Origin of the sequence: Streptomyces sp. NPDC005811 (genome assembly GCF_040630405.1) — a bacterium.
Lineage (GTDB): Bacteria > Actinomycetota > Actinomycetes > Streptomycetales > Streptomycetaceae > Streptomyces.
Genome location: NZ_JBEXXK010000011.1, coordinates 76,772 through 91,709 on the forward strand (window position 1 = coordinate 76,772; position 14,938 = coordinate 91,709).

Annotated in this window: 13 protein-coding genes and 2 pseudogenes; 6 read left to right on the top strand and 9 right to left on the bottom strand. The window is 70.2% G+C overall.

Annotated elements, in window-relative coordinates:
- Positions 1-81 precede the first annotated feature (81 nt).
- Positions 82-2,607 (bottom strand): GH32 C-terminal domain-containing protein, encoded by a 2,526-nt coding sequence (locus ABZ490_RS14100; RefSeq protein ID WP_358988969.1) that lies wholly within the window; start codon positions 2,605-2,607, stop codon positions 82-84.
- Positions 2,608-2,824: 217 nt separating this feature from the next.
- Positions 2,825-2,986 (bottom strand): annotated as a pseudogene (locus ABZ490_RS14105) (carbohydrate kinase); the annotation flags it as partial.
- A 127-nt stretch (positions 2,987-3,113) separates the two neighbouring features.
- On the opposite strand from ABZ490_RS14105, the gene ABZ490_RS14110 reads away from it, so the two are divergent.
- On the top strand, positions 3,114-3,308 hold the full coding sequence (locus tag ABZ490_RS14110) for a hypothetical protein (RefSeq protein ID WP_358988971.1): 195 nt from the start codon (positions 3,114-3,116) through the stop codon (positions 3,306-3,308).
- Positions 3,309-4,455: 1,147 nt separating this feature from the next.
- On the opposite strand, the gene ABZ490_RS14115 is transcribed toward ABZ490_RS14110, so the two are convergent.
- From ABZ490_RS14115 to ABZ490_RS14125, 3 genes are all read right to left on the bottom strand, one after another.
- On the bottom strand, positions 4,456-5,748 hold the full coding sequence (locus ABZ490_RS14115; RefSeq protein WP_358988973.1) for an amidohydrolase family protein: 1,293 nt from the start codon (positions 5,746-5,748) through the stop codon (positions 4,456-4,458).
- A 90-nt stretch (positions 5,749-5,838) separates the two neighbouring features.
- The gene (locus ABZ490_RS14120) at positions 5,839-7,149 is read right to left on the bottom strand and encodes an amino acid permease (RefSeq protein ID WP_358989204.1); all 1,311 of its coding nucleotides are present in this window, start codon (positions 7,147-7,149) and stop codon (positions 5,839-5,841) included.
- Positions 7,150-7,384: 235 nt separating this feature from the next.
- Complete coding sequence (locus ABZ490_RS14125; protein ID WP_358988975.1) at positions 7,385-8,569, bottom strand: aminotransferase class I/II-fold pyridoxal phosphate-dependent enzyme; 1,185 nt, start codon at positions 8,567-8,569, stop codon at positions 7,385-7,387.
- A gap of 154 nt (positions 8,570-8,723) precedes the next feature.
- Here ABZ490_RS14125 and ABZ490_RS14130 point away from each other — a divergent pair, with 154 nt between their 5' ends.
- Positions 8,724-9,176 carry an Lrp/AsnC family transcriptional regulator gene (locus ABZ490_RS14130; RefSeq protein ID WP_358988977.1) on the top strand — a complete coding sequence of 151 codons (453 nt, stop codon included), beginning with the start codon at positions 8,724-8,726 and terminating at the stop codon, positions 9,174-9,176.
- A 51-nt stretch (positions 9,177-9,227) separates the two neighbouring features.
- On the opposite strand, the gene ABZ490_RS14135 is transcribed toward ABZ490_RS14130, so the two are convergent.
- Positions 9,228-10,070 carry a PhzF family phenazine biosynthesis protein gene (locus ABZ490_RS14135; RefSeq protein WP_358988979.1) on the bottom strand — a complete coding sequence of 281 codons (843 nt, stop codon included), beginning with the start codon at positions 10,068-10,070 and terminating at the stop codon, positions 9,228-9,230.
- Positions 10,071-10,294: 224 nt separating this feature from the next.
- Here ABZ490_RS14135 and ABZ490_RS14140 point away from each other — a divergent pair, with 224 nt between their 5' ends.
- From ABZ490_RS14140 to ABZ490_RS14150, 3 genes and pseudogenes are all read left to right on the top strand, one after another.
- Positions 10,295-11,155 (top strand): alpha/beta hydrolase, encoded by an 861-nt coding sequence (locus tag ABZ490_RS14140; protein WP_358989206.1) that lies wholly within the window; start codon positions 10,295-10,297, stop codon positions 11,153-11,155.
- Between the two features lie 57 nt (positions 11,156-11,212).
- Positions 11,213-11,819 (top strand): annotated as a pseudogene (locus ABZ490_RS14145) (hypothetical protein); the annotation flags it as partial.
- A 203-nt stretch (positions 11,820-12,022) separates the two neighbouring features.
- Positions 12,023-12,436 carry a peptidase inhibitor family I36 protein gene (locus ABZ490_RS14150; protein ID WP_358988981.1) on the top strand — a complete coding sequence of 138 codons (414 nt, stop codon included), beginning with the start codon at positions 12,023-12,025 and terminating at the stop codon, positions 12,434-12,436.
- A gap of 167 nt (positions 12,437-12,603) precedes the next feature.
- Here the strand turns inward: ABZ490_RS14150 and ABZ490_RS14155 are convergent, their stop codons facing one another.
- From ABZ490_RS14155 to ABZ490_RS14165, 3 genes are read right to left on the bottom strand one after another with little or no spacing between them, the layout of a single operon-like run.
- On the bottom strand, positions 12,604-12,768 hold the full coding sequence (locus ABZ490_RS14155) for a hypothetical protein (protein WP_358988983.1): 165 nt from the start codon (positions 12,766-12,768) through the stop codon (positions 12,604-12,606).
- Positions 12,765-13,001 (bottom strand): hypothetical protein, encoded by a 237-nt coding sequence (locus ABZ490_RS14160; protein WP_358988985.1) that lies wholly within the window; start codon positions 12,999-13,001, stop codon positions 12,765-12,767. Before ABZ490_RS14160 ends, ABZ490_RS14155 begins: the two co-directional genes overlap by 4 nt.
- Positions 13,002-13,754 carry a hypothetical protein gene (locus ABZ490_RS14165; protein ID WP_358988987.1) on the bottom strand — a complete coding sequence of 251 codons (753 nt, stop codon included), beginning with the start codon at positions 13,752-13,754 and terminating at the stop codon, positions 13,002-13,004.
- A 524-nt stretch (positions 13,755-14,278) separates the two neighbouring features.
- Between ABZ490_RS14165 and ABZ490_RS14170 the strand changes: the two genes are divergently transcribed.
- Positions 14,279-14,929: a DsbA family protein gene (locus ABZ490_RS14170; RefSeq protein WP_358988989.1), complete on the top strand. Its 651-nt coding sequence runs from the start codon at positions 14,279-14,281 to the stop codon at positions 14,927-14,929.
- The last annotated feature ends 9 nt before the right edge of the window (positions 14,930-14,938 follow it).

Sequence of the window (14,938 nt, forward strand, 5' to 3'; positions counted from 1 at the left end):
TATTCGATAGGAGATGCAAGGGTGGGACGGAAGGAAGGCGGCGGTCCGTTGCGGTGGCTGACGCGACGTGTGGCCGTTGCGTCAGTCGTGGGTGGGGTCGAGGTGCCAGACGGTGGCCTTGTCCAGCTTCGCCGAGCCGTTCTCGGCGAAGACCTGGACCCCCTGGCTGGCCGGGTCGGGGAAGATCTGGTCGGTGATCACCGCTTCACCGTCGCCGCCGAAGACCTCGACGGACGACCAGTCGACGAGGATCCGCAGTTTGATCTTGCCGTTCGCCGCCTTCAGAGGCGCGGTCTGGATCCCGGGGAAGGTGCTGTTGAAGTCCACGGCGCCGGAGTGGGTGCGGTCGACGTACAGCTCCTGGGTCGTGGTGTCGTAGCCGATGACGGTTTCCTCGCCTGCGGCGCCGGTGCGTACCTTGAGCCCGAAACGTTCGGCGTCCTTGGGGGAGAAGGTGGCCTCGATGTCGAGCGCCTTGCCGTCGACGGCGGGACCGGCCAGTGCCCTCGACGTGTTCGTCACGAGGCCGGCGGTCGCGGTCACCGGGGAGGCCTGCCGCAGGGACTTCACGCTGTTCACCGGCTCGCTGGTCAGCCGGACGCGGCCGTCGACGGTACGCAGCGCCAGCTGGCGGGGGATGCTCTGCGCTCCGCGCCAGGGGGAGGTGGGGATGGCGCCCGCGTAGTCCCAGTTGTTCATCCAGCCGACCATGTACCGCTTGCCGCCCGGGGCGTTCTCCCAGGAAACGGCCGCGTAGTAGTCCTTGCCGTAGTCCGCCCAGTGGGCACGCTGAAGGACGGAGAGGGCGGGGGAGTCCGCTGCGGTGAACTGGTCGGCGAGGATGTGGCCCCAGCCGCCGGTGTTCATGTCGACGAGCTGGATCCGCGCTTCCTGGCCGAGGTAGGGGTGCATGTCGAAGGAGGCCCAGTCCAGCGTCTCGCTGTCGGAGCCGGTCGCGCTGCGGACGACCTGGCCGTCGACGACCAGATTGACGGAGGTCTCCTGGGAGCCGGGCTGGGCCTGGATGTCGGACAGCACGATCTGGTCGGCGTTGATGTGGCCCCAGCCGCCCGTGTTGTCGTCGACCACCCTGATCCGCGCTTTCTTGCCGGCGAGGTCGCGGACGTCCCATGAGGCCGTCTCGAGTGCCTCGGCGTCCTTCCCGGTGGCGCTGCGGACGACCTGGCCGTCGACGAGGAGTTCGAGGGCGGTGGGGTCGGCGGAGTCGGCGGGGTGGTTGCCGCCGCCGATGAGGAAGTTGACGTATCGCTTGTCGATGGTGAACTCGGGTGAGATGAGGGTGCCGGTGCCGGCGTCGCCGTTCAGGAAGGTGTCGACCAGGCCGCCGCCCTGGAAACCGGAGACCTGCTGCTGCCCGGGGAGGGTGCCGGTGGCCGGTGCCGGGCCGAAGGCGTCACCGGTCGTCGTCCAGTCGCCGTAGGTGCCGTCCTCGAAGTCGGCGAGGATCCTCCCGGGCTGGTGCGGGTGCCGGCCGCCGCCGATCTTGAAGTTCAGGTAGGGGCTGGTGACGGTGAAGGAGGGCGAGGTGAGGGTGCCGGTGGTGGCGTCCCCGGAGTGGAAGCTGTTGGCGAGGCCCTTGCCGTCGAAGCCGGCGACGGTCTGCTGTCCGTCGAGCGTCCCGGCTGCCGGTCCCGGGCCGAACGCGGTGCCCGTGGCCGTCCACGCACCGAAACCGGTGCCCTCGAAGTCCTGCAGCACGGTGCCGGCGGGCGGGGTGTAGGTGCCGTCGTCCTCGGCGGTGAACTTCGTACCGTCGAAGTCGCCGATGAAGTACTGGGCCGCCGAACCGCCCGCGACGCCACCGGGGTTGATGTTGACGACCAGGACCCACTTGATGGTGTTCGGGTCCCCGTCGACGGCGAGGGGGAACAGATCGGGGCACTCCCACACGCCGCCCGTGGCGCCGGCCGGTCCGAACTCGCTGAGCTGCGTCCAGTCCTTGAGGTTCTTGGAGGAGTAGAACCGCACCTTGTGCTCGGCGGACAGCGACACCGTCATCAGCCAGCTCTTGGTGGGCGCGTACCACTGGACCTTGGGGTCGCGGAAGTCCCTCGAGCCGATGTCGATGACGGGATTGCCCTGGTACTTGGTCCAGGTGCGGCCGCGGTCGGTGCTGTAGGCGAGTGACTGTGACTGGATGCCGGTGGATGTGCTGTGGCTGGTGTAGATCGCCACCATGGGCGGGTTCTTCTTGGTGCCGAAACCAGTGGTGTTGTTCTCGTCGACGACGGCGCTGCCGGAGAAGACCATCTCCTTGTCGTCGTGCGACAGGGCGAGCGGCAGCTGCTGCCAGTGGACGAGGTCCGTGCTCACCGCGTGGCCCCAGGACATGTCGCCCCACCCGTTGCCGCTCGGGTTGTACTGGTAGAAGAGGTGGTACTCGCCTTTGTAGTACACGAGGCCGTTGGGGTCGTTCATCCAGTTCTTCTCCGGAGTGAAGTGGAACTGGGGACGATAGGTCTCGGAGTACGGCGGGGTGTCGGCCGCGGCGGCCTGGGGGGAGAGCGGGGCGGCGGACAGGGCGCAGACGGCCGCCGCGGCGGTCATCCGCGCGCGGACACGCCGGGATACACGTCCAGAGCTCATGGTGTCTCCTGTGCTGCGGCCGTCCACGCAGCACAGCCTGCGCGGGCGGCCCGACAATGTGACGCCCTGGTCCACGATGTCGTCCACACCGCCGACCGGGGAGAGATGTCAACGATGACTTGTGTCAACGCTGACATCGAGTGGCCCGATCATGGGCGTCATCCGGCCAACGCGTCAACGGTTCGGACGGGATTGCCCGGCGCGACCTGTCTGCCCGTCAGGTGCGAGCGGCTGTCGCGAGCTGTGCCGACTGGTCCCGCCACGGCGGATTCGGGCCGGCGACCGAGCAGTTCGGAGCCGCTGTCCGGGCGGCGAACCGGACGGCCTCCGCGACATCGTCAAGCCACAGCGCGGCGAGCCGGCCGTCGAGAAGTCCGCGGGGCGCCGAGGTGGGGTGGTGAAGAGGCCGGTGTCCTGCCATCGGCGGTCGTGTGATCGTCCTCGGGACTCGCGGCGTGCTTACGGCCGCCGGGGGCGGGGCAGTGATGATCTCCATGACGAGAGTGATGATCTCCACGACGAGCGCGACACAGAATTACGGTCTGCTGTGGACCGACCCGGACGGCACCCCGCAGGCATCGGCCGGCGGGTACGACAAGCGGTCGGCAAAGCACCGCCGCACCGAACTGAAAGCCGTGGGCTGCACTCGCGTTGCCATCGTGCCCGTCAAGCCCGGTGAAGTTCCCGAGCCGCTTTCCTGAGTGCGGTACGGCAGAACAGACATGGTAGGACGGCCTCGGCGGGGGAGGTCCAGCTTGCAACGAGGATCGGAGACGGCTACTTCGAGTGCTCCTCCTTGGGTGCGCGCGGGGGAACTGCGACGGCCGTCCCGTTCTCCCGGATCAAGGTCCGCACCTCGACGTCGCCCGGGCTGGGACGGGTGGGCTGCTGTGGGTGATCGACCAGTGCGTCACCCGCCCGGCCCGATCCCGCCGCCCCGCAAGCTCCACCTGATCTACCCGCTTCACATCACCGAGGACGTGCGCGCCACACTCGCCGAGCAGGAGCTGGACGAACTCCCCGACGGCAGCCGCCAGTGCGCCGGCCGCCGCGCCGTACGGAACTTCGGCACGTCACGAGCAGGCGAACAGGCCCCCTGCGCATGGACCCTTGCCTGTCGGCGGCGCGCGCTGCGGGCGCCACCAGATCTTCGCCGGCGCCGTCATGCGATGATGCGAGCATGAACGTTCCTCGAAGGGGCCGTGCCGCGTAGGAAACCTGCGGCACGTCGCAAGCACGGGCATCTCGGGAACCCCTGGGTGCGTTTCCGTGATGTTCCTGGCCTGTCCGGGTCCGCCAACGCAGCCATCCGACAGCTGGAGAGTCATCGATGGCTGCCCGGACAGGTGTCTGCCGCTGTCAGTGTGTGGACAGCTCACGTGCATGGCACTCGGCGTCGGTGGAGACCCTGGGAAGCCGAGTTCATCTGCCCATGTTGCGGCGAGGAGTGGGCCCGCGACTCTCTCGCAGAGGCTCTCATGATGCTGCCGCCCCGCGCCGCGCGTGAACTGCGCCACGTGGTCGTCGTTCTGGACGAGATCCTGCTCCGCCGAACCTGTCACGACCCGGCAAACACCGCCTGAGATGCCGTGGTGGCGACGTCGCTGCTGAGAGCGCCGCTCGACCACCCAACGGCGCCTCACCGTTGCTGTCGCAGGTCGATCTCCGCAGTTCAGACCTGGTGCGAGGTGTCGTCAGCGAGGACTTCCCCATGGTGGATTCAAGCGTCACGCTTCCGCAGGGTCTGCTGGGAGTCCGTGACCGCTGAGGCGGATCCGAGTTTCCGACCGGCTCTGCAGCGCACCTCCGGCAGCGGCGAGACGCAGAGGTCCGCGACGCAGGGCGCGCCTACTTCGATGCCGGCTCGGGGCGCCAGGTGCCGTCGAGCGGGATGCCGGCTGCGGCTGCGATCCGGTTACGGGATTCGACCAGTCGGGTCCTCAGGGCCGCCAGGTCCACGTCCACCAGTACGCCGTCGCGTTTGACCACCCGGCCGGCGACGAGGACGGTGTCGACCAGGCCGGGGTGGCCGGCGCTCACGATGGTGGCAGCCGGGTCGGTGACGGGGAAGACGGTGAGGTCGTCGGCGCGCAGCAGGATGATGTCGGCGTCCTTGCCGGGTGTGAGGCTGCCGGTTCGGGTGGCGAGTCCGCAGGAGGCGGCGGCGTCGATCGTGGTGAAGGCGAGCAGGTCGCGGGAGCGCAGGCCGCCGTCCAGGCCGCGCTGCACGGCGAAGGCCGTACGCATGGTGGAGAACATGTCGCCGCCGGCGGACGGGACGTCGTCGACGGAGAGGGTCGGGCGCAGGCCGGCGGCCAGGGCCCGGCCGGTCGTCGGCGATCCGAAGCCCATCTTCAGCTCGACGTCCGGGCTGATCGACAGCGAGCTCCCCGCGTCGGCGAGCATCCGCAGCTCCTCGTCGCTGAGCCCGTTGCCGTGCACGAACGTGGTGGTGTCCCGCAACAGACCGTGCTCGCGCAGATGGGCGACCGCCCCGCTCGCGATGTCCACGTGCAGGCTGGTGCGCAGGCCGAGTTCGGCCGCCAGCTCGAGCTCCCGGGCGACGGTGTCCGTCCCGGTGGCCTCGACGCCGCGCAGCCCGAGCGCCATGGTGACCGGACCGTCCCCGGTCAGGTCGGCGCGGACGCGGCGGACGGCGGCGTCGACGGGGCCGGGGGATCCCCAGCCGGCGCCGAGGCAGAAGACCGACCGTCCCGGCGCGTCGCGCAGCGCGGCGACGGCGGCGTCCTCGTGCTCGGGCGTCTGCGCGACGTGGTACCAGTCCAGCATCGTGGTCACGCCGGAGTGGAGGGCCTCCAGGCGGCCGAGGAGGGTGCCCGCGTAGACGTCCTCGGGCCGGTAGTGGGGTTTGAGCGTGCCGTGCATGGCCGACGCCCACTCGGCGAACGTCCAGTCAGCGCCGATGCCCCGGAACGCGGTCTGCCAGGTGTGGCGGTGGTTGTCGACGAATCCGGGCAGGACGATCCGGTCGGTCGCGTCGATCGGCTCGGCGTCCGGGGCCTCGATCCGTTCGGCGACCCCGACGATCACGCCGTCGTCGATGAGGACGTCACCGCGGACGAGATCGCCGACAGCCGGGTCCATGCTGACCACGGTGCCGCCGGTGAGCAGGGTTTTCATGGGTTGCGCTCCTTTGTGGACGTTTGCGGATCGATCAAGATCAGGTGGTGGCTGCCGCTGCCGCTGCGGCTCTGCTCGCGGACGCGCAGATCAGGCGCGGGCGGTCACGGCTCTCTGCCGCAGGTAGCCGATGAGGGAGAGGGCCAGGGTCAGGCCGCCGGTGAAGTACAGCTGCACGCGGGTGTCGCCCTGGCGGGCCATGAGGGCCAGGATCGCCAGCACTCCCGCCAGCGCCACCCAGGTCAGGGCCGGGAAGGCCCACATCTTCACGACGAGCCTCTCGGGTGCCTCCCGCTCCAGCCGGCGACGCATCCGCAGCTGGGCGGCGGCGATGAAACCCCACACCACCAGCACGGCCGCGCCGACCATGTTGAGCAGCCAGGTGAAGACGGTCTGCGGCCACCAGTAGCTGAGCAGCACCGCGACGAAGCCGAAGGCGGACGAGGCGATCACCGCGCGCCGCGGCACCCCGCCGGAGACCTTGCCGAGGGCTTCGGGGCCCTGTCCGCGGGCGATCAGGGAGTACGCCATGCGGGAGGAGCCGTAGATGTTGGCGTTCATCGCGGACAGCAGGGCGACGAGCACGATGACGTTCATGAGCGGGCCGGCGGCGGGGATGGCGAGGTGGTCGAGGACCGCCACGTACGGGCCGCTGGTGGTGACGGCGGGGTCGCTCCACGGGATCAGCGTGACGATGACCAGCATGGATCCGACGTAGAAGACGGCGATCCGCCACATCGCGGTGCGTACGGCTGTGGCGACGCCGCGCACAGGGTGTTCGGACTCGGCGGCGGCGATGGTGACCGTCTCCAGGCCGCCGTAGGCGAAGACGGAGGTGAGCAGGCCGACGACCAGGCCGTTCACGCCGTGGGGCAGGAAGCCGCCCGCACCGGCGAGGTTCGCCGTGCCCGGGGCGTGCGTGCCCGGCAGTACGCCGAGGATCGCGAGGCCGCCCAGCACCAGGAAGAGGGAGATCGCGCCGACCTTGAGTGCCGCGAACCAGAACTCGAACTCCCCGAAGTTACGGACCGCCGCGAGGTTCGTGGCGCAGAACGCGGTCATGAACAGCAGGACCCACATCCAGGACGGGGTGCCGGGGAACCAGCCGGTCATGATGCCGGCGGCGCCGATCGCCTCGGCGCCGACGCCCACGCACAGCAGCGTCCAGAACATCCAGCCGGCGGTGAAGCCCGCCCAGGGCCCGATGGCCCGCTCGGCGTGCACCGAGAACGAGCCGGAGGCCGGGTTCGCCGCCGACATCTCGCCGAGCATGCGCATCACCAGCGTGACGAGCACGCCGGACAGTGCGTAGGCGACGGCGATCGACGGTCCGGCCGCCGCGATACCGGCGCCGGAGCCGACGAACAGGCCCGCGCCGATGACACCGCCGAGGGCGATCATCGACAGGTGACGTTGTTTGAGCCCACGGACGAGCGGGGTGCCGCTGTGGGGTGAATCGTGGGTGGTTGCTCGAGCGGGTGTGGGGTCGGCGAGGCGATGGTTCTGCGGGCTGGGCATGGAGGTGCACCTCTTCGTCGAACTGCCGGGCGCAGGGGCCGATGATGTCGAGAACCGCGCCGATCACGTGGGCACACCCATGGCGGGCGTCAGCGCACCGTGTGACCGGCCGGGTGGTTCAGGCGGTCGCTGTCGTGGTGTGTACGGCGTCGGCGGCGGCCAGCGCGTCGGCGACCAGGTCGGCGGTGTCCTCCGTGCCCGCGGCCAGCCGGACCAGGCCCGGCGGAACCGACTCGGCGATCTGGTCCTCGCTGAGCATGCCGCGCCACATGGATGCCGGGTGCACGGCCAGGGATTCCACGCCCCCGAGGCTCGCCGACCGCAGGGAGTAGCGCAGCTTGCCGAGGAAGGCGTCGGCCGTCTCGAAGCCGCCGGTGAACTCGATGCCGAGCACGCCGCCGAAGCCGCTCATCTGGCCGGCCGCCAGGTCGTGCTGCGGGTGGGTCGTCAGGCCGGGGTAATGCACCTTCGCAACGGCCGGGTGCCCACTGAGCGCCTCGGCGAGGGCCAGGCCGTTGGTGTTGTGCCGGGGCATGCGCAGGGGCAGGGTGCGTATGCCGCGCAGCAGCAGCCAGGCGTCGATGGGGCCGAGGGTGGCGCCGGTGAGCAGGCCGACGTCCCAGATCCGGTCCAGGAGTTCGGCGGGTCCGGCGATCACTCCGGCGGAGACGTCGGAGTGGCCGTTGAGGTACTTGGTCGCGCTGTGCCAGACCAGATCGATGCCGAGGTCCGCGGGCCGCTGGTTGAGCGGGGTGGCGAAGGTGTTGTCCGCCAGGGTCAGCACGTCGTGCGCGCGGGCCAGGTCCGCGACGGCGCGCAGGTCGGTGATCTGCAACAGCGGATTGCTCGGCGTCTCGACCAGGATCAGGCGCGTCTGGGAGGTCAGGGCCCTGGCGAATGCTTCCGGGTCGGTCTGGTCGACCTGGGTGGTGGACACGCCGAGGCGGGGGAGCAGGTTCAGCAGCACCGAACCGGTGCCGCCGTAGGTGGACTTCTGCCCGATGACATGGTCACCGGCGGAGACCAGGGCGAGGACGGCGGTGGTGAGCGCGGCCATCCCGGACGCGGTGACCATGGCCGCCTCGGTGCCCTCGAGCTCCGCGACCACGGCCGCGACCTGTGCGTGGTTCGGGTTGCCGAAGCGGGTGTAGAAGTCCTTGCCGCGCGGTTCGACGGCGCCCTGCGCGAACGTCTCGCCGTCCTCGGCCCAGAACGTCGCCGTCTGGTAGATGGGTGGCGCCACGGCGCGGGTGGGATGGATCTCGCGATCCGAGTGGACGGTGATGGTGCTCTTGCCCGGCATGGCCTGCCCCTCGATGGACGTCGGTTACGACGCCATGAAGCGTGACCGACCATCGCTCGCACATGAGCTGATCGCGGCAACTTTGGCAGCAAATTGCGCTCACCGGCAGAGCACGATTGTGGTATCCAATGGCGCGGCGCAATAATCTGCCACCATGGACGAGGTGGACCGGTCGATTCTGGCCGTACTCGAGAGCAACGGCCGCATCAGCAACAACGAGCTGGCCGCCCGGGTCGGGCTGTCGCCGTCCCCCTGCCTGCGCCGCGTGCGTCAGCTGGAGGAGGCCGGCGTCATCCGCGGGTACCGGGCGCTGATCGATCCTGCCGCGGTGGGCCGCGGTCTGCGGGTCTTCGCCGGGGTCCGCCTGACGCGGCACACCCGCGCGGACGTGGTCGCGTTCGAACGCGGGATCACCCGGCTGCCCGAGGTGGTCGCCTGTCACCACATCACCGGCAACTTCGACTACCTGCTCCAGGTCGAGGTCGCCGACCTGCCCGCGTACGAGGACTTCCACGCCCACCACCTGGCCGCCCTGCCCGGCGTGGCCACGGTCACCAGCTACGTCACCATGAAGACCCTCTCCCCTGAGGCCCATGACGGCCCATGACGGCCCATGACGGCCCATGACGGCCCATGACGGCCCATGACGGTGCGGCGGTCAGAGGGTGAGGGTGCCGCGGATGCAGATGACGGCGGAGCCGCTGACCCAGACCGTGCCGTCCGTAGCGGCGGTGACCTCGATACTCGCGGCCCGTCCCACCCTCGCGCCCTGCGAGACCCGGTAGGCCGCGGGGGCGGCGCCGGTGGAGGTGAGCCACTGACCCACGGCGGCGTTCATGCTGCCGCACGCGGGGTCCTCGGGAACACCGGCGCCCGGGGCGAACGTACGCAGCTCGAAGGCGTACGCGGACCCCTCGGGCCAGGCGCCGATCGCACCGACCATCGCGTCCGGGATCAGGGCCAGGTCGGGTTCGAGGGCGAGGACCTCCTCGGCGGTGGCCAGCTGGAGCACGGCCCAGCCGGGTCCGTTGTCGACCCACTGATGGGCCAGGACCCGCTCCCGCGTGATGCCGAACGCGGCCACGATCCGGTTCAGATACGCGTCGTCGAGCGGGCCGGTACGCACCCGGGGCGGGGCGGCGAAGGACAAGGTCTCCTCACCGCGGCGCACGGTGACCAGTCCTGCGGCGCACTCCTGCACGAGGTGTCCGGCGTGCCGCGGGGTGCCGCCGCCGTCCAGCCAGGCACGCGCGGAGCCGAGGGTTGGATGCCCCGCGAACGGCAGCTCGCCTCCGGGGGTGAAGATCCGCAGCCGGTAGTCCGCCTCGGGGACCGTGGGCGGCAGGACGAACGTGGTCTCGGACAGATTCGTCCAGCGCGCCAGTTGCTGCATCTGCTCATCGCTGAGGTCCGTCCCGTCCAGGACGACCGCGACCGGATTGCCGGAGTAGGGGCTCGTGGAGAACACGTCGACCTGAACGAACGAACGGGTACGCGGCATGGTCATCGACACCTTTCGGGAGCGGCCGCCAAGAGGTTCATCTCAACGGCTGCTCGCGCCACCGGGACAGAGCCAGTCTCGGCTGAGTGGACTGATTACCGCGTGCCGGCCGGGGTGACCAGGAGGAGGCCGCCGACGCAGGTGTGCAGGCTGCCGGGGTGATCTTGTTCTTTAACCTTTGGCGGAACCTCGGTGACATCGGTAGGTTCTCCGCGGTGACCTTGATGGAGACGCAGGGCCTCGTGTCGATGAGCGACGGGGCGCAGTTACGTTGGATGGCACTGGGGGACACGACTCGGCAGCCGCCCGTGGTCATGCTCCATGGCGGTCCGGGGCTGCCGGATTACCTGTGCGATGTCGCGCCGATGGTCGCGGACCTCGCGCCCGTGTACCGGTACGACCAGCGTGGCACCGGCCGATCCCCGTGGGAGGGCCGCCATTCCCTCGCCCGGCATGTCGACGACCTCGCCGAGCTGCTCGACGCATGGGAGGTGTCCAGGGCCGTGCTGGTCGGGCACTCCTACGGCACCGACCTGGCGAGCCGGTTCTGTCTGGCGCACTCTGACCGGGTTGCCGGAATGCTGCTGATGTGCGGGCCGTTCGTCGGTGACTGGCGCACCGGGGACCGAGCGCAGCGTGACCGCCGTATGTCCGCAGCGCAGCAGGAGCGGCTCCGCGCATTGGAGGAGTTGCCACGCCGTACGGAGGAGGAGGAAGTCGAACTGCTCACGCTGGCCTGGTTCACCGACCATGCCGATCCCGGACGTGGGTGGCGCTGGGCCGCGCAGGGTGCCCGGCAGCGGCGCCCCGTCAACTGGGCCATGAACAGGGAACTCGGCAAGGAAGGACGCGCGGACCCGCTCGATGAGCACCTTGCCGAACTCAGTGTGCGCCTGCCCGCGCGAGCGGAGCTCCTCGGTGGGGTCGACGATCCCCGCCCTCTGTCGGCCCTCGAATCACTCGCTTTCCGGCTCGATCTTCCGCTGACGCGGATCGAGGGCGCTGGGCACGAGCCCTGGCTGGAGCAGCCCGACGCCGTGCGTGCGCACCTTCGGAGATTCGTGCAAGGCGCGGTGGGCACCTAGGGCTTCGACCGGTCCGTCGGCCGGCCTCATCCCCGGCTGAGTGTGGACGTGCCTCGGCGCCTGGTTCTTGCCGTCGACATCAGCAACTGGCTCCGCCCCGACGCCCCCACCGGTGCGGACCGCCTGTTCTGCCATGTCTACGGGCGCAGCAGCGGACGGACCTCGAACCAGTTCATCCCCGGCCGGCCATACTCCTTCGTCGCCGCCCTCGAATCGGGTCGGACGCCGGGTGCCAGCTCCTGGACGCAGTCCGTCTCGGGCCCGAGGACGACGTCACCGCGACATCCTCATCGTCTTCGACGCCGGCTACGACGCCCCGCGCATGCGTCATGAGACGGCCGACGCCCTCGCTCAAGGAGTACTTCCTGGCCTGTCCCCAGGGCGGGCGACCACCGAAGCGCGGACACCTGGGGCGAGCCGGACGCGGCCACGACGCAGGTCACCGACCGGTACGGCGCCGCCCACGCGATGGCCTGGGACCGTCTCCAGGGTTCAGAAACGTCCGCCCACATATCACCTGCCGGCCCATGCGCCTGAAGCCTCAACGCCCGTGCCTGGAAGGCCACTTGGCTCGAAGGACCGGCGGCCCGGCACCCGCTACGACGTGGGCAAGGCCGTGAGACGACCCGAGAGCATCACCGAACGAAACCGACTCGGACCATGAAGAACAAGGTGAGTGCCTGGTCCTGAACCCCTTCCGTCCCTGGTCAGGGCCCTTCTCGACGCCGCCGAACGGCTCATGGAGGCGCGTACGGATCGGACAAGGTTTCGGCAAGGTCGGCATTCCACAATCGGCGCACGCACCGCCGAGGGGCCGGCCCGAGACGTGTTCTCCGCCGGCAGATCACTCACGGGAAAGGACCATGAATGAACGTCACAACACGCACAGCCCGCAGGACTCTGAGCGCGACCGTCGTCGCCGCCACGGTGGCGGCTCTGGGCCTGTTGGCGCCGAGTTCCGCCGAAGCCGCCGCGAGTGACTGCCCTTCCGGCAGCCTGTGCGTCTGGGACCAAATCAACTACACGGGAAACCGCTGCAGTTGGAGCAACGCCGACAGCGACTGGACCAGCGGGACCGTGAAGTGTTCATGGGCCGACGACCGCAACGTCAAGTCGGTCTACAACAACGGGACTTCCTCCTCGTACGAGGGGGTCGGCCTCTACTCCGGAACGGGCTACTCCGGGTATCTCGGCTGCATCGGACAGGGCGTGAAGGGCCCTGGCGTCAGCGGCGGCCCCGGCCTCAAGGTGCTGTCCCACAAGTGGCTCGCCAACTGCTGAGTCCGGACGCCGGAGAGGGTGAGCACGGCACGGGCCGGGCGCCCGGTGGGGCCGTCAAGGGGGCGCGGCCCCACCGTCCCCGGTGCGGGTCATGACGGCCACGGCTACCCGGCCGAGGCTCCCCGGCCTACTCACCCGTCCACAGCAGCACAGGGCACCGAAGGCGATCAGCGGCAGGACGACAGCTCGCGCCTCTGAGTCTCGAGGGCGCCACACCGGTGTTCCTCACCGTTCAGACGCGCGGTGCCCACGGTGTGCAGGGTGAGCGCTTCGTCGTAGGTGATGGCGTGCTCCGGGCCTTTGACGCCGATGACGGTCTGCCGGGTGCTCATGCCGGGATGCCCGGTGCGACGGCGCGGGCCTGCTGTTCGGGGTCGGCCAGGCGGCCGTGCTCCATCACCAGCATGCCGGCGGGCAGCCCGGGGTTGCGCTGAAGGACGCGCTCGTAGACGTCCAGGAGGATGTGGACCGCGCGGTCGCCGTTCTCCGGGAGGCTGAGCTGGGAGCCGGACGCGCTGGTCGAGGCGGTCGAGGCTGTGGTCCGGCGCGGCTGGTTGGTCGGCACTCACCGGCTTTCGGGATCCGTCCGGCCGCTTTCCGCACGGGTCCGTTCGTACTCCGCGGGGTCCCGGATCTGCCAGGCCGCCTGGCCGATCGCCAGGATGCCGCGGGCGGGGAGCGGCACCTCGCCGATGCGGGGATTGCGGTCCAGCCGAACCGGGTGCCCGAGGTCCGTGCCGTCGAGGACGGCTCGGGCGTCGGCGATGTAGTACATCCGCTCGGGCAGCAGGGTGCCGGTGTGCCCGCTCGGCATCACGCCGGCCATCTCCACGCGGCCCAGTCCGAGCGCGCCGGCCATCAGTTCCCGGCTTCGCACCAGCACTCGCGGACGCCAGCTCGCGAGCGGCAGTGCCGAGCTGACGGCGTTCATCGCAGTGAGGACGGGCGTGGAGCGGGCGGTGAGCGTCCAGTCCAGGGAGGGCGCGTCCGTCGTCACCCTCAGCGACGCGGGCCCGGTCCAGGTGAGGTGGATCCGGGCGAATCCGATGTGCTCGCAGGCAGGCCCGTAGTACCGGGGGCAGGAGGTCTCCAGGCGTGGCCCGTCGACGTGGATCGACCACCGGCCGTGGGGAGTGCGGTGCCACACCGTCCGGTACGCGCCGAAGGAGCTCTCCGGGAAGACCCTCAGTGCGAGCACGTGCCCGGACGAGAAGGGCAGGCCGAACACGCCCCAGCCCTTCACGTACTCGTGGCCCGGCCAGGGTGCATCTCCGCGTGATTCCGGTAGTCCGGAAAGCCGCGACGCCAGGTCGATCATGACGGTCACCTCGTTCCGCCGGTCCGCACTGTGGAGTCCAGCATGCCGCCGCACCACGGCGGGCACCTCCCTGGGACGACCTGGCCACCTGGCGGGCCGGCTTGAACCTCCCCGCCTGGAACTGCACCGGCAAGTCCAGCAAGACCAGCACCTTCGACTCAACCAGCTCTGCGCGAGGACCTCGCTGTGCGGCGGGTGCCCCCTCGATGCCTGACCGCGTCACCACGGCGACACCGCCCGGTCGCGCGGGGCGGTCAGCGCGGCCGGGTCTGGAGGACGCGCCACCGCCGGCGGTCGGAGAAGTGCACGGCCAAGCCTCCGTGTTCGCAGATGTCGTCGCCGCGGGCGGTGCCGTCGCCGGTGTGCCGGACGGCAGGGCCTCCCGGACGTCGAGAGTGTCGGTTTTTCACCATAGATCGTCGTCTCCGGATCCGAGTGGACCCCTGTCCTGACCATAGCTTTGCGTGTGTCAGCCCGACCGCGACAGGTGGCCGGGTGACGGAATCCGGAAAGGACGACACACGATGAGCTCCGCGAAGCCCATGCGACTGACCTACGCCTTCGATGCCTACTGCGGCTGGTGCTACGGCTTCGGCCCGGCCCTGCACGAGTTCGCCGCCGCCAACGCGGACCGGATCGAGCTGAGGGTGCTGTCCGGCGGCCTCTTCACCGGCCCGCGAGCTCTGCCGGTGTCGGCCTACCCGCACATTCCGGGCGCCAACGAGCGCATCGCCCAGCTGACCGGCGTCACCTTCGGCGACGGCTACCGTGCCGCGCTGGCGGACGGCACTGTCGTGATGGACTCCGCCGACGCCGCCACGGGCCTGGTCGCGCTGCGCAGCCAGCCGGGCGCGAACGCCTTGGACGCCGCTGCCGCGATGCAGCGCGCCTGGTACGTCGACGGCCGCAGCCTCTCCGCCCCCGCGGTCTACCGGGACCTCGCCTCCGAGCTGGGTCTGGACGCCGACGAGGTGGCGGCCGCGTACGCCTCGCCCGCCACCCGTGCGGAGGCGCGGGCCGACTTCCTCGAGGTACGCCGCCTGGGCGTCGACGGCTACCCGACGCTGCTGCTGCACACCGCACACGGCACCGACCGCCTCGGCGGCCCCGTCTCCTCGGCCGACGCGCTCACCCGCGCCCTGGACCAGCACCTCGCCACCACCACGACCGCCTGAACCCCCAAC